The organism is Arthrobacter sp. ok362, from assembly GCF_900102785.1.
Classification (GTDB): Bacteria; Actinomycetota; Actinomycetes; order Actinomycetales; family Micrococcaceae; genus Arthrobacter.
Map to the genome: position 1 here is coordinate 252,772 of NZ_FNGC01000001.1, position 12,671 is coordinate 265,442.

A 12,671-nucleotide genomic window follows, 5' to 3' on the forward strand; every position below is an offset into this window, starting at 1 on the left:
GTTCGGGCATCGAAGCACTGGCGCTCACCTCTGGAGATCGATGGTGAACCGGCCGTCCTCGCTGCCGTCGCCGCCGTCGGCCTCGGCAAACGCGTTCATGCCCTGCGCCGCAATGTCGCGCAACTCCTTCGGCAGCCGTCCCATTACCGCGGCGACGGCTGTCCGCCGGTGTTCCAGGACGGTGTTGACCAGAGAGGCGCCCTCGGGGGTCAGGGACAGTGCCCGGTACCGCCTGTCCCCGGGGTCATCGCGCCGGGCGATCAATCCGGCGTTGACCAGGCGGTCGCAGATGCGGGTGGCGTTGGATGGATGGACCCCCAGTTCGGTGGCAATGGCGCCGGGATTCTGCGGCCCGCGCGTGGCAATCAGGACAAGCACCCGCAATTGGGGGGTGGTGACAACGTCTTCGACTTCGATCACCGACTGCGCCACGACGCGCAACAGTACGTTCGCGGCCCGAAGGACCGCATCGACATGGGCATCGGCGGCGCCGCCGTCTTCAAATCTCTCCACGAACCCCAGTATCACCCCGGTACTTGCGCGGCAGCAAAGTTTGCCCTGCGGCACATGTCTTTCCGATTGAGGAGGAGCGCCGCCCCTGCCGACGCGCGCCGGGCGTACGCGGTCCTGCGCGGGATGACGAGCTCGACCGGAGCCATGGCCGCAGCCGCCACTCTTGGGCTGCCGGAGCGCGACGAGGCAAAACGGAATTACGACTAGCGCTGGGACGGACAAGGTCGGCAACTGGGTAACGGGCAATTCCAACTGGATATTTTTGGTGAAGCCCTGTTGCTTTACACCACGGCCGCCCGCCACGACCAGCTCGATATGACGCGCTGGCAGGCCGTCGAGCAGGCCGTGGCTGGAATTGAAGCGAAATGGGCCACCCCCGATGCCGGTGTCTGGGAACTCCACAACGAACAGTGGACCCATTCCCGGCTGATGTGCGTCGCCGGTCTCAGGGCCATCTCCCGGTACGCCCCCGCCACCCAGGCCGCCGTCTGGGGATCACTGGCCGACAGGATCCTGGCGGAAACGGCAGCCACATGCACGCACTTCAGTGGCACGTGGCAGCGATCAGCCGCCGACGCCAGGATCGATGCGGCGCTGCTTATTCCCACCGTCCGTGGAGCTGTCCCGGGCCACCACTCCCGTTCCCTCGCCACGGCAGAAGCCGTGAGGAAAGAACTCCTCGACGATGGCTACGTCTACAGGTTCAGGCACAAGCCCGGTCCTTTGGGTGATGTCGAAGACGCCTTCCTCCTGTGCGGGTTCTTCCTGGCCCTAACGGAATATCAGCAAGGCAATGTCAAGGATGCGTTCAGGCTCTTCGAACGCAACCGGGCCGCCTGCGCTTCCCCGGGATTGTTCACCGAAGAATTCGACATCGAACAGCGCCAGCTTCGCGGTAACTTCCCTCAGGCCTTCGTCCACGCCGCCATGCTCGAAACAGCCCACTGGCTCGCCCGGCCACCAGGAGCGTGAAGCCCGGTGTGTTCAGTGAACACACCGGGCTTTTTCGCGCCGTTGTGGGTACCTACTTCCCCGAGTTGTTGTTGCCGTTCCCGGCGTTGGTGATGGAGGCCACGGCGCCGGTCTGTTCGTTGAGCAGGACCTTGTCGTTGCGCCGCTTATCGAAGTTGAACATGGCGCTCACCGAGCCCGCGGTGGCATCGGCGGAGGCGTCGCCGATTTGGCCGGTGTGCCAGTTGTCTTCGATGAAGCGCAGGATCGAGGCCTGGTCGGTTTGGGTGTGGTCCACGAAGTTCTTCTTCGCATAGGGGGAGATGACCACGAGCGGCTGGCGCGGGCCGGGGCCGCACCGGTCAGCGTAGCCGCCGGCCATCGGAATTCCACTGGCTGCCGCGTTCTGGCACCAGGCGGCGTCGTCGTCGGCATTGGAAGAGTTCTTGACCTTAGCAGCGACGTGGTCGTACCAGCCGTCCGAATCGTCGTACGCGAGCACCACGGCCGTGTTTTTCCAGTTCTTGGATTTCTGGATTTGGTTCACCGCGTTGGTGATGAAGTTCTGCTCGTCGACCGGGTCGGAGTAGGCGGCGTGGCCGTCCTGAAACATTCCGGCCTTCAGGAAGGACACTGCGGGCATGTTGTCGGTATTGACCACCTTATTGAACGCGGTGAGATCGTACTCGTGGTTCGCCTGGCCGTTGTGGCCGATTTCCGCGTCGGACGCCGGCGCCAGGTGGTGGGGGTTGGCGGTGGAGGCGTAGTACTGGAACGGCTGGTGGTGCGGGGAGTAGTCAACGACGCTGGCGCCGGCGGCGTTCGTGTGGCTGGACAGGCACGACGCCGGGGTGGTCGCTGTCGCGGCAGTCGTCGGTGTGAAGCCGCCCTGGAACCAGCCCCAGGACGTGCCCCGGGCGTTGAGCAGGTCGCCGATGTTCTTGCCCGCCATGCCGGCCAGGTTGCCGGTTTTGGCGTGGCTGTTGTTCGAGCAGTCATCGTGGACCGGATCAGGGTCGTTGATGACCGTGCCGACGCCGTTCACATCCGGCTGGCGGACAGCGCTGCTTCCCGCCGCCGCAGTGGCCACGGGCTGTCCGGCGGGAGTGTATTCGGTGGCCCCGTGCGTCTGGCCGGCGATCAGGTTCAGGGCACCCGGTGTGGAGGGGCCGAAGACGGTGCTGAAGTGGTTGTCGCTCATCGAGTAGTTCTGGGCGTAGTTCCAGATGCCGGTGACGGTGTTGCCGTCGTAGTAGTCCATGGTCAGGCCGGGGCGTCCGTACTGGTTGGTGCCGCAGGCGTCCCGGCTGGTGAACTGGACGAACTTGTCCATCGCCCCGCCGTTGTATGCATTCTGCTCAGCGGCGTATCCGTGGTCCTGGTCGCACGTGACGGCCTGCATCGGTGAGAGCCGGGCCGGCTGCGCCGAGTTGGGGTTGTTCGGTGCCAGCAGTCCGGCGGTGGCCAGAGTGTTGATGTCCTTGGGCGTGTTCCTCGCAGCGGTGAAGGAGGCCGCCTGGGTGCCGGTGCCCTGCTGGACTTCTCCGGGGGTGTTGGCGGCCTTGGGGTAGGTGGCGAAGTAGTGGTCGAAAGAGACGTTCTCCTGGAAAATCACCACTACATGCTTGATCGGCGTCGCGGTGCTGTCGTGATTTTCGCCGGCGGTGGCGGGGCCGGCGCCGAAGCCGAAGAGTCCGGCTGTCAGCGCCGAGGCCGCCAGGGCTCCGGCGCCCGTGGCGGCGGCGACCCGCTTCCGGGTGAATAGTCGTACTGGGTGAGGATGAGGCATGGAGTTACCAATCGTTGCTGTTTAGGGGTGCCGGAAGCTGATGGCCGGCTTTCGTATGTTGCTAGGGAAGGAATGCGGCCGGCATGCGGCGTCGCGGCAGGCATGCCGCGTCGCGGGCCGGCGTCGCGGTTCCATTACTTTGCTGGGGTGACGGTGGCCTCGTAGGTGAGGATTTCGGTGCCGTTGCCTTCGTCGCCATTGTCGGGCGCCACCTTCATGGTGAGGTGGTTCCCGTCGGCGGTCATTTTGAACGGGTTTCGGGTGGCCACATGGCCGGCGGTGGACCACTGCTGGAACGGTACGTCGCGGATCACGCTGTGGGATTTGAGGCCGATCATCGCCATGCCGCCGAGTTCGTAGATGGCACCGGTGCCGCCGGCCGCCGGGGTCTGCGGGAGGTTGGTGATGCCGGCGCAGAGCATCTTGGAGTTGGGCACGTACTGGCAGTCCTGGTAGTCGATGAAGAAGTTTGGGTTCTGCCAGGTGGATAGCTGCCTGCCCTGCAGATCCCACTCCGCGAAGCGGCGCGAGCCCCAGGTGTTGCCGACCAGATGGCCGGTCTGCCTGTCCATCACGATGCCGCCGAAGTGGTCCTTCACCTCGAACTGCTTGTGCACGTCGAGGGTATTCGCGTCGACGCGGTAGACGATGGCGCTGCTGTCCGGCCGGTACTGGGCCACGGGAACCCAGACGTTGGTGCCGTCAAAGTCGATGCCGCCGGGGTGGTACATGTCGCCCTCGCCCAGAATGACGTCCTTTTGCAGGTTTCCGGACTTGTCCATGACGAAAAGATGGCCTATGCCCTTGCCGGGGGTGCGATCGAATCCGTTCTGCGGGGACGGGAACTTCTTGGTCGGTTCGATGATCTGAACGGCCGAGAGGAAGATGTGGTCCTGGCTGTAGGCGATTCCCTCGGTGTGGTAGGTGGGGAAGTTCAGCTTCAGCTTGGACGTCTGCTGCCAGTTCGTGTTCCGGTCGACACCGTTGAAGGCGTCGGCCAGGGCCGTGGTCGATTCACTGTGGTTGCCGGAACCGGCGGCGTTTCCGCCGTGCTGATCGTTGTTGCCTGCAGCCTGTGCGGCCGCGGTGCCTCCGATTGCGGACGCGGCCAGGATGATGGCCGCAGCGGAAGTGAGGATGCCTCGGGTGCGAGTCGCGCTCATGGGTGAGCCTCTCAAAGGTTGGGACTTATCAAGAGCTCGCGACGTTACTGGGCGGTAATGAACGCCCGGGGCGGGTGGGTGAACAGCAGGTTGCGGCAAAAGCCGACTTGGGGAAATCGGAGCCGCCAACCCGCGGGTTGAGCTTGGGCGTCTTCCTCGCGTCCATGGCAGTGCTGACGCTGATCGCCCTGTTCGTGAGCAAGGAAACCCGGGACCTCGACTACGAGAACAACGTGGCCTGACGCTCCTTCCCGGTTCCTACTGCAAATGCTCGGCGTGTTCCTCGGACACGCCGGGCATTTGCGTGTCAGACGGAAAGCAATCGGGCGGGAACGCGGGGCGCGGCAGGGCGGGACGGTAGGCGGGCAGGGGCTTAGTTTGCGTACCGCTCCACGAAGTTCCGCAGGATCTTCATCGGCTCCGTGGCGGTGAACCGCCGGGCGTCCTCCATCAGCATTTCGGCGGATTCCGGCGGGAAGTAGCCGGCGTGGCGGTAGATGTCGATCCTCGTCACGAGCCCGTCGGCGTCGAGCTCGGGGTGGAACTGGGTGGCGTACAGGTTGGTCTTGATCCGGAACATGTGCACCGGGCAGGCGGCGGAGCTGGCCAGGAGCACCGCGTGGGCGGGCAGGACGGTGCAGGCTTCCTTGTGGCCGGTGAACGCCGTGAAGCTCTCCGGCAGCCCCCGCAGCAGGGGATCAACCAGCCCGTCTGCCGTCAGTTTGATGGTTACGCCGCCGAGCCCTTCACCATAGGTCCGGTCGATCACGGCGCCCTGGTGCAGTCCGAGTGTGCCGACCCCGTAGCAGGCGCCAAGGAAGGGGAAATCCTCGGCAACGATCCAGTCCAACAGCGTGGCGAGTTCGTGCTCCACACGGTGCTGGGTGTCAGTTTTGTGCTCGGGAGCGTCGCTGGACGTGAAGGGGCTCCCGCCGACTATCACGCCCGAGTAGCGGGAGAGCACCAGCTCCGGCAGCGGCCCCGCTTCCATCCGAATGCGCCTCAGCTGCGCGGGTTCGAGCCCGCCGTAGCGCAGGTAAGCCCGGTATTCGTCCTCGGCGGCATCGTCTTCGGCGCGGGAGGCGAGGAGCAGAAATGGCTTCACAGACCAAGTTTGCACGGGCAGGACGCGGGGGCGCCAGAGGCGCGCCCGCGTCCCGCCGGGGCCGCGTGCCTACTCGGGCGCGCCGTCCTCGATCATGGCGATCACGGCGCCGGCGGACACAGTCTCGCCGGCCGCCGCGGCGAGGCCGATCACGATCCCGGCGCGGTGGGCGGTGAGCGGCTGTTCCATCTTCATCGCTTCGAGCACGACGACGAGATCGCCCTCGGCGACGGCGTCGCCTTCGGCCACGGCCACCTTCACGATGGTCCCCTGCATGGGGGAGGTCAGGGCGTTGCCGCTCGCGGCCACGGCTGCGCCGCCGCCGCGGGAGCGCTTCTTGGCCTTGGCCGGCTTGGCGCCGGCTGTGTTGCTGACCGAGCCCAGTGACGCCGGCAGCACGACTTCCAGTCGCTTGCCGCCGACCTCGACGACGACGCGCTGGCGCTCGCCGGCGTCGGCCGCTTCTGCCTCAGCGCCGGTCGGGGTCCAGGCCGGAATGTCGTTGACGTAGGCTGTCTCGATCCAGCGGGTGTGCACTTTGAACGCGCCGTCGGCCGGTGCGAAATCGGGGTTGGAAACAACCGCGAGGTCGAACGGGATGACGGTGGGGATGCCTTCCACCACCATTTCCTCAAGCGCCCGCCGGGACCGCTGCAGGGCCTGGCTGCGGGTGGCGCCGGTAACGATCAGCTTGGAGAGCATGGAGTCGAAGTTGCCGCTGATGACATCTCCCTGCTCCACGCCGGAATCGATGCGGACGCCGGGCCCGGTGGGGTTCTTCAAAAGGGTGATGGTGCCCGGGGCGGGCATGAAGTTCCGGCCCGGGTCCTCGCCGGTGATGCGGAATTCGATCGAGTGGCCGCGTACTTCCGGGTCGCCATAGCCGAGCTCTTCGCCGCACGCCAGCCGGAATTGTTCGCGGACGAGGTCAATCCCGGTGACTTCCTCGGAGACGCAGTGCTCCACCTGGAGGCGGGTGTTGACCTCGAGGAAGGAGATGATGCCGTCCTGGCCGACCAGGAATTCGCAGGTGCCGGCGCCGAGGTAGCCGGCCTCCTTGAGGATGGCCTTGGAAGATTCGTAGAGCCGTCGGTTCTGCTCTTCAGTGAGGAAGGGTGCCGGTGCCTCCTCGACGAGCTTCTGGTTGCGGCGCTGGAGCGAGCAGTCGCGGGTGGAGACCACCACGACGTTGCCGTGGGCGTCGGCGAGGCACTGGGTCTCGACGTGCCGCGGGGCGTCCAGGAAGCGCTCAATGAAGCACTCGCCGCGGCCGAAGGCGGCGGTGGCCTCGCGCACGGCGGATTCGAAGAGTTCGGGGATTTCTTCGCGGGTGCGGGCCACCTTGATGCCGCGTCCGCCGCCGCCGAAGGCCGCTTTGATCGCGACCGGCAGGCCGAATTTGTCCACGAACTCGAGGATTTCCTCCGCGGATTCGACCGGGTCGGCGGTGCCGGGGACCTGCGGGGCGCCGACTTTCTCGGCGATGTGCCGGGCCTGGACCTTGTCGCCCAGGGCAGAGATCGCTTCGGGGGAGGGGCCGATCCACGTGATGCCGGCGGCGATCACCTTGGCGGCGAACTCGGCGTTTTCGGCCAGGAACCCGTACCCGGGGTGGATGGCGTCCGCGCCGGACTGGAGGGCGACGTCGATGATCTTGTCCATCACGAGGTAGGACTCCGCGGCGGTGTTGCCACCGAGCGCGTAGGCCTCGTCAGCGAGCCGGGCGTGCAGCGCGTCGCGGTCGGGGTCCGCGTAGACAGCCACCGAGGCGATGCCTTCATCGCGGGCGGCGCGGATGATGCGCACCGCAATTTCTCCACGGTTGGCGATCAGCACCTTGGTCAGCCGGCGGGTGCCCCCGGCTGTAGATGACTGTGTTGATCCCGACACGGTGGGTGCGGACTGCTCCGAATTTGCTGACAAGGCGTCTCCTTCTTTCCTTCAGGGAGCCTAGCGCGGTTTTGAGGGTTCCGCCGATATTACTTGCGGATTCCGCGCGTAAACGGCCCCTCCTTTGTAGGGTTGCCACAAAGAGCGGCGAATTGGCTCACTCCGCGCTCACTCGGCTCCTACTCGGCTCTCACTCGGTGATTACTCGGCGCGGACGTCCGCCGGATCCACGGCCCCGCCGGTCCAGAGCTCGGTGATCCCGACATTTGCCTGACCGAGCAGCGCGCGCAGGGTGGAGATGGAGAGCCCGACGACGGTGTGGGGATCGCCGTCGACCTTGCGGATGAACGCCCCGCCGTAGCCGTCGATCGTGAAGGAGCCGGCGCACTGGAGCGGCTCGCCGGTCGCGATGTAGGTCTCGATTTCCTCGGCGCTCATCTCCATGAAGTGAACCTCGGCCGAGGATACCGAGCCCAGGGTGGCGCCCGTGCCGCGTGCGGTGACGCCGCCGCCGTCCGTCCCTTCGCCGTCGGTGATTATGTTGGTGTCTGCGACGGCGGTGTCGCGGCAGTCCACGAGCCAGTGGCCGGTGTGCAGGACGCCCATGCTGCCGCTCATGCGGAGCATGCGTTCGCGGGCGACGTCGGCCGTGTAGGGCTTGCCGTGGGCCTCGCCGTCGAACTCAAAGACCGAGTCGCAGCCGATCACGATTGCGCCGTCCGCCTCGGGCAGCGAAGCGACGGCCTCGGCCTTGGCCCGGGCGAGCAGGAGGGCCGTATCGTGCGGATCCGTCACGCCGTAGCGGGCCTGGACGGCGTCCTCGTCCACGTCCGAGACGAGGACCTCGTGCCGGATGCCGGCGTGGCTGAGCAGCTTGGTGCGGGCGGGGGACTGGGAGGCAAGAATGAGGCGGTTCACCGATCCAGCCTAATTGACCATAGACGGGCTGGGGAGGTGCCAGAGCGCCGCTGGGCGGGGCGAAAGCCTCTGGCCACGGAAATTTGATCATGTTGGGGTTGAACCAGGGTCTTTCAGAGAATCGAGAAAGCCATGGCTGGTTGTCTAGTCGCGGGCGCCGTCTCGGTGGGCGCCGGAACATATTTTGGCTGGGACGGCTTCACCATCCAGTCGGGAAACCTGATTGTGATCGTAGTGATGATCATCCTGTTCGTCTTGGCCCTCGTCCTTCCCTTTCCCGGTGGGAAGCGGCGGAAATGACCGCCCAGACCACACCGGGGCACGGTGCGCCGGTCGATGAAACGGACGCCCACACCTGGACCGGCAGGGCCCGCCGGTGGCTCCTGAGGAAGCTTCCGCCGGATAAGCTCTTGCCCGAGGACCAGCCAAGTTTTGTGGCATCCTGGGCGTACGTATTCGGCATGGGCGCCATCGGTTCCCTGCTGTGGATCATCGTTTCCGGGATCGTGCTGGGACTGAACGGACCCCAGTGGTATCACGTTTCCTCGCTGGGGAGCTTCGTCAACAGCACCCATTTGTGGAGCGTGGAGCTCTTCTTCATCTTTATGGTGGTGCACCTGTGGCTGAAATTCTGGATGGCGGCCTGGCGCGGGGGCCGGCTCCTGACCTGGATCACCGGCGTGATCTCCTTTGTCGTTTCCATCGTGGCGGCCTTCACCGGGTATCTGCTGCAGACGAACTTCGATTCCCAGTGGATTGCCTTTGAAGCGAAGGATGCGCTAAACGCCGTCGGAGTGGGCGCCTGGTTCAATGTGGCCAACGTCGGCCAGCTCTTCACCTGGCACGTCACGCTTCTGCCCGTGGCCGTGGGCGCTGTGGTGGTCCTGCACGTCCTGCTGGTCCGGGTCCACGGCGTTGCGCCTCCACTTGAGGCCGCGGAGTCCGACGCCCAGCTGCTTCACAACCGGCCGGGGGCCACCGAACCTCCGGAGCCGGCCGAACCTCCAGAGGCCACCGAACCCAGGGGCACAGTGCAATGACCAGGAAAAGCAGCAGTATCTCTTGGCGGAAGACGGACGACGTTGCCAGCCGGCCTTGGACAGGCAGCGTCCGCGAATATGACCTCATCAAGGAGCTGATCATCGGTGTTGTCGTGGTTGGTCTGCTCGTGCTCGGTGTTTCCGCCATCTTCGGGTCCCCCGATGAGCCCAGCGTCAGCCTCAAGGCGTGGGCCACCGCCGCCCCGGCGGATTTCACTGCCACCGCCGCAAAAGAACTTGCCGGCACCAGCGATACTGCCGGATACGGGCCGCCCTACAACTCGACCCAGGACGCGACCCAGAAGATCGGCCCCGTGGACCTTCAAAGCCTCTCCGGCATCCGCCTTCCCGTTGATACCGCCAATGACTTCGTGATCGCCCCGTTGGCGACGCTGCCGTCGCCGCCAGCAGACCTGGCACGTTGGACTGCCGCCACGGATCAGCAACGCTCAGCCTGGGCAGCCACCTATTCCGACGCCCTCGCCGCTGCGCCTGACAGCGACCCCGCCAAGGTAGCCGACGGCGACTATGGTCCCGTCCCTGCGCTGACCGCAGCACTTCTGGACATGGCGCGCCAAGGCAGTCTGGACGGTGTGCTGCAGAGCGGCGGTAACTTCTACAACATGGACTACACGCGCAGCCTCCTCTTTCTGGGAGACGGCGGCTACTTCCCGGATCTTGCGGCCAGCCAGCACCTCTCCGGGGACCAGTGGGGCGTGATGAACGAAACCGGCGACACGCCGGGGCAGTCCTGGCTGTGGCTCTTCTCGCTCCTCTACCAGATCGAGCCGTTCAAGTCCGCCCCCAACGCCGACGCCCTCGTCGTCGTCACGATGCTGGTGCTGACGGCATTGCTGGCCCTGCTGCCGTTCATCCCTGGTCTGAGGTCGCTGCCGCGGATGATCCCCCTTCATCGCCTGATCTGGAAGGACTACTACCGCAACCGCTGAGGGAGCCGGCGGCTGTTGACTGTCGCGGTAGATGTTCTGCCCAGAGGGGTGCAATAGTGGCGGGATGATCAACCAGCAACAGCTCTGGGACGAGGAAGCGGCGAAGCAGTACGACACGCCGGGAGAGGGAATGTTCTCGCCCGAGGTATTGGGCCCCACAGTGGAGGTGCTGTCAAAGCTGGCGGGTAACGGCCCGGCCGTTGAGTTTGCCATCGGCACGGGTCGAGTCGCCATCCCCCTCTGGGAGGCGGGGGCGCAGGTCAGCGGCATCGAACTGTCCCACGCGATGATCTCCCGCCTGCGTGAAAAGGTCGGCGAGGACCACATCCCCGTCGTTCAGGGCGACATGACCGAGGCCGCGGCGGGCGAAAATTTCTCGCTTGCGTTCCTGGTGTTCAACACCATCGCCAACCTCTTGACACAGGACGAACAGGTCCGGTGTTTCCAGAACGCGGCTCGGCACCTGGCACCTGGCGGACGCTTCGTCATTGAGCTCTGGGTGCCGCAATTGCGTTCGCTGCCACCCGGACACCGCGGGACAGTCGAGGTCAGCCAGCCCGGGTATCTCCTGATCGATACCTATGACGTGCTCCGCCAGCACGTCGTCTCGCACCATGTGCGGTTCGGCCCAGAACTGTCGGATGGGCGCGATGCGCGGATTGGACGGACACCACACCGGTACATCTGGCCCAGCGAGCTCGATCTCATGGCACGGCTGGCCGGATTCAGGCTGGAATCCCGGTGGGCCGGCTGGGACCGCGGCGACTTCACCGCGGAATCCCGCAGTCAGGTGTCGGTGTACCGGCTGGCCCCACCCTGAGGATCCCAGGCCGCTGGCTGTCGATTAAATTGTCGTAGGTCGCCGGGAGACTGGATTCATGGACGGCAAGCAGGAGCTCGATGTGGCTCTCGGGCCAGGGGCGGGATCCCGCGGCAGCGGGCCGTTTACCGCCGCCGTGCCGATTGCTGGATTGCTGTCGGCCCTCCCGCCGGCGACGGATTGTGCCGGGATGATCGACCGGATCCGCGAACTCGAAGACGCCAAATCCGCCGCCGCCGCCGAACAGGCCCGGCTTGAACTCAACGAATGGCGGGCCACGCTCCTGGTCCGCGAAACCGCTTGCCTGACCGCCGCGGACCGGGCCGCCGTCGACGAGCACCTCGCCGCCGACACCGGGATCCTGGCGGGTAAGGGCGACCGGGCCATTGTTGCCGCGGCGCGGGCCGCCGCCTACCGGCTGGACCCCCGCTCCGTCGCCCGGCGCGCAGCACACGCCGCCACCGAACGGCACGTCAGCCTGCGCCCCGCCCCCGACACCATGTGCCACCTGACAGCGTTCCTGCCCGTCGCCGAGGGCGTCGCCGTCCACACAGCCCTGACCCGCCTCGCGGATTCCCTGCGCAACGCCGGGGACCCCCGCACGCGCGGCCAGGTCATGGCTGACGAGTTAGTGGAACGCGCCACCGGCACCCCCGGCGGGATCAGCGGCATCGAAATCCAGGTCGTCATGACCGACCGCACCCTCTTTCAGGCCGACTCCGAACCGGCCGCCCTGTCCGGCTACGGTATCGTCCCAGCCGAATGGGCCCGCACCCTCGTTACCAGGCGGCCCCCCAAACGGTCCGCAGACCCTGGCCACGCCGGAGACCGGCCCCCGCATCGGGGCGGTTCCCCGGACCCCGGTGGCGGCGCTGGCGCTGCCGGTGAGGTTGCTGCCGGCCCGGGAGGCCAGGACCCTGCCTTCGCCCTTTGGCTCCGGCGCCTCTACACCCACCCCGGCAGCGGCGACCTCATCGGCATGGACTCCCGCGCCCGGATTTTCCCGACCGGACTGCGCCGCTTCATTGAAGCCCGGGACGACACCTGCCGCACCCCGTTTTGCGATGCCCCGATCCGCCACATGGACCACATCGTCCCGCACCACGGCGGCGGCGAAACCACCAGCACCAACGGCGCCGGACTCTGCGAAGCCTGCAACCACACCAAAGAAACCCCCGGCTGGACCGCCCGGACCGTCCCAACAACAAGCGGCAACGGCAACAGGCACACCATCAAACTCACCACCCCCACCGGCCACACCTACTGCTCCACCGCACCAGCCCTACCGGGCACAGTCCTGCCGGACACTGTCCTGCCCGACACAGCTTCAGCGGGCACGCCTGACCGCTCAGCCGGCCAGCCTGGCTCTGGCTCCCGCCGTCGGCTCCTGCATCGCGCCAAAACGCTCAAGCGCGCACGGCGAGCACCAGCGGCCATCACCTGATACGGAAGCTGCCCGCCGATCAGGTGATCGGCGGGCAGCTCGTCCGGCGCTTCGTCAGGGCGCTTCGTCAGGGCGCTTCATCAAAAGC

Annotated in this window: 13 protein-coding genes; 7 read left to right on the forward strand and 6 right to left on the reverse strand. The window is 66.2% G+C overall.

From position 1 onward, the window contains the following. Nucleotides 1–24 precede the first annotated feature (24 nt). On the reverse strand, nucleotides 25–513 hold the full coding sequence (locus BLQ10_RS01055; RefSeq protein ID WP_091557299.1) for a MarR family winged helix-turn-helix transcriptional regulator: 489 nt from the start codon (nucleotides 511–513) through the stop codon (nucleotides 25–27). 231 nt (nucleotides 514–744) lie between these two features. On the opposite strand from BLQ10_RS01055, the gene BLQ10_RS01060 reads away from it, so the two are divergent. Next, complete coding sequence (locus BLQ10_RS01060) at nucleotides 745–1,485, forward strand: glycoside hydrolase family 15 protein (protein ID WP_368086487.1); 741 nt, start codon at nucleotides 745–747, stop codon at nucleotides 1,483–1,485. A 52-nt stretch (nucleotides 1,486–1,537) separates the two neighbouring features. Here the strand turns inward: BLQ10_RS01060 and BLQ10_RS01065 are convergent, their stop codons facing one another. Continuing rightward, nucleotides 1,538–3,253, reverse strand: coding sequence for a phospholipase C (locus tag BLQ10_RS01065; protein ID WP_091557301.1), 1,716 nt, complete (start codon nucleotides 3,251–3,253; stop codon nucleotides 1,538–1,540). A gap of 134 nt (nucleotides 3,254–3,387) precedes the next feature. After that, nucleotides 3,388–4,416 (reverse strand): DUF6454 family protein, encoded by a 1,029-nt coding sequence (locus tag BLQ10_RS01070; RefSeq protein ID WP_091557304.1) that lies wholly within the window; start codon nucleotides 4,414–4,416, stop codon nucleotides 3,388–3,390. Between the two features lie 74 nt (nucleotides 4,417–4,490). On the opposite strand from BLQ10_RS01070, the gene BLQ10_RS22230 reads away from it, so the two are divergent. Next, complete coding sequence (locus BLQ10_RS22230; RefSeq protein ID WP_175558416.1) at nucleotides 4,491–4,658, forward strand: hypothetical protein; 168 nt, start codon at nucleotides 4,491–4,493, stop codon at nucleotides 4,656–4,658. Nucleotides 4,659–4,789: 131 nt separating this feature from the next. On the opposite strand, the gene BLQ10_RS01075 is transcribed toward BLQ10_RS22230, so the two are convergent. From BLQ10_RS01075 to BLQ10_RS01085, 3 genes are all read right to left on the reverse strand, one after another. After that, nucleotides 4,790–5,521 (reverse strand): glutamine amidotransferase, encoded by a 732-nt coding sequence (locus BLQ10_RS01075; protein WP_091557307.1) that lies wholly within the window; start codon nucleotides 5,519–5,521, stop codon nucleotides 4,790–4,792. A gap of 69 nt (nucleotides 5,522–5,590) precedes the next feature. Beyond that, entirely contained in the window at nucleotides 5,591–7,411 is a 1,821-nt protein-coding gene (locus BLQ10_RS01080; protein ID WP_091557913.1) for an acetyl/propionyl/methylcrotonyl-CoA carboxylase subunit alpha, read from the reverse strand. Between the two features lie 201 nt (nucleotides 7,412–7,612). Then, nucleotides 7,613–8,329, reverse strand: a complete 717-nt coding sequence (locus BLQ10_RS01085; RefSeq protein ID WP_091557308.1) for a Maf family protein — start codon at nucleotides 8,327–8,329, stop codon at nucleotides 7,613–7,615. A gap of 132 nt (nucleotides 8,330–8,461) precedes the next feature. On the opposite strand from BLQ10_RS01085, the gene BLQ10_RS22235 reads away from it, so the two are divergent. From BLQ10_RS22235 to BLQ10_RS01105, 5 genes are all read left to right on the forward strand, one after another. Continuing rightward, on the forward strand, nucleotides 8,462–8,629 hold the full coding sequence (locus BLQ10_RS22235; RefSeq protein ID WP_175558431.1) for a hypothetical protein: 168 nt from the start codon (nucleotides 8,462–8,464) through the stop codon (nucleotides 8,627–8,629). Beyond that, nucleotides 8,626–9,369, forward strand: a complete 744-nt coding sequence (locus BLQ10_RS01090) for a cytochrome b N-terminal domain-containing protein (RefSeq protein ID WP_091557311.1) — start codon at nucleotides 8,626–8,628, stop codon at nucleotides 9,367–9,369. The genes BLQ10_RS22235 and BLQ10_RS01090 overlap by 4 nt, the downstream gene beginning before the upstream one ends. Continuing rightward, nucleotides 9,366–10,319: a hypothetical protein gene (locus BLQ10_RS01095; RefSeq protein ID WP_254785338.1), complete on the forward strand. Its 954-nt coding sequence runs from the start codon at nucleotides 9,366–9,368 to the stop codon at nucleotides 10,317–10,319. The genes BLQ10_RS01090 and BLQ10_RS01095 overlap by 4 nt, the downstream gene beginning before the upstream one ends. A gap of 64 nt (nucleotides 10,320–10,383) precedes the next feature. Continuing rightward, nucleotides 10,384–11,139, forward strand: a complete 756-nt coding sequence (locus BLQ10_RS01100) for a class I SAM-dependent DNA methyltransferase (RefSeq protein WP_091557313.1) — start codon at nucleotides 10,384–10,386, stop codon at nucleotides 11,137–11,139. 58 nt (nucleotides 11,140–11,197) lie between these two features. Continuing rightward, nucleotides 11,198–12,583: an HNH endonuclease gene (locus BLQ10_RS01105; protein ID WP_254785339.1), complete on the forward strand. Its 1,386-nt coding sequence runs from the start codon at nucleotides 11,198–11,200 to the stop codon at nucleotides 12,581–12,583. The last annotated feature ends 88 nt before the right edge of the window (nucleotides 12,584–12,671 follow it).

Bases quoted from the DNA above. Each gene is read 5' to 3' on its own strand.
- BLQ10_RS01090 (WP_091557311.1), top strand. From the start codon at position 8,626: ATGACCGCCCAGACCACACCGGGGCACGGTGCGCCGGTCGATGAAACG.
- BLQ10_RS01065 (WP_091557301.1), bottom strand. From the start codon at position 3,253: ATGCCTCATCCTCACCCAGTACGACTATTCACCCGGAAGCGGGTCGCC.
- BLQ10_RS01070 (WP_091557304.1), bottom strand. From the start codon at position 4,416: ATGAGCGCGACTCGCACCCGAGGCATCCTCACTTCCGCTGCGGCCATC.
- BLQ10_RS01105 (WP_254785339.1), top strand. From the start codon at position 11,198: ATGGACGGCAAGCAGGAGCTCGATGTGGCTCTCGGGCCAGGGGCGGGA.
- BLQ10_RS01100 (WP_091557313.1), top strand. From the start codon at position 10,384: ATGATCAACCAGCAACAGCTCTGGGACGAGGAAGCGGCGAAGCAGTAC.
- BLQ10_RS22235 (WP_175558431.1), top strand. From the start codon at position 8,462: ATGGCTGGTTGTCTAGTCGCGGGCGCCGTCTCGGTGGGCGCCGGAACA.
- BLQ10_RS01095 (WP_254785338.1), top strand. From the start codon at position 9,366: ATGACCAGGAAAAGCAGCAGTATCTCTTGGCGGAAGACGGACGACGTT.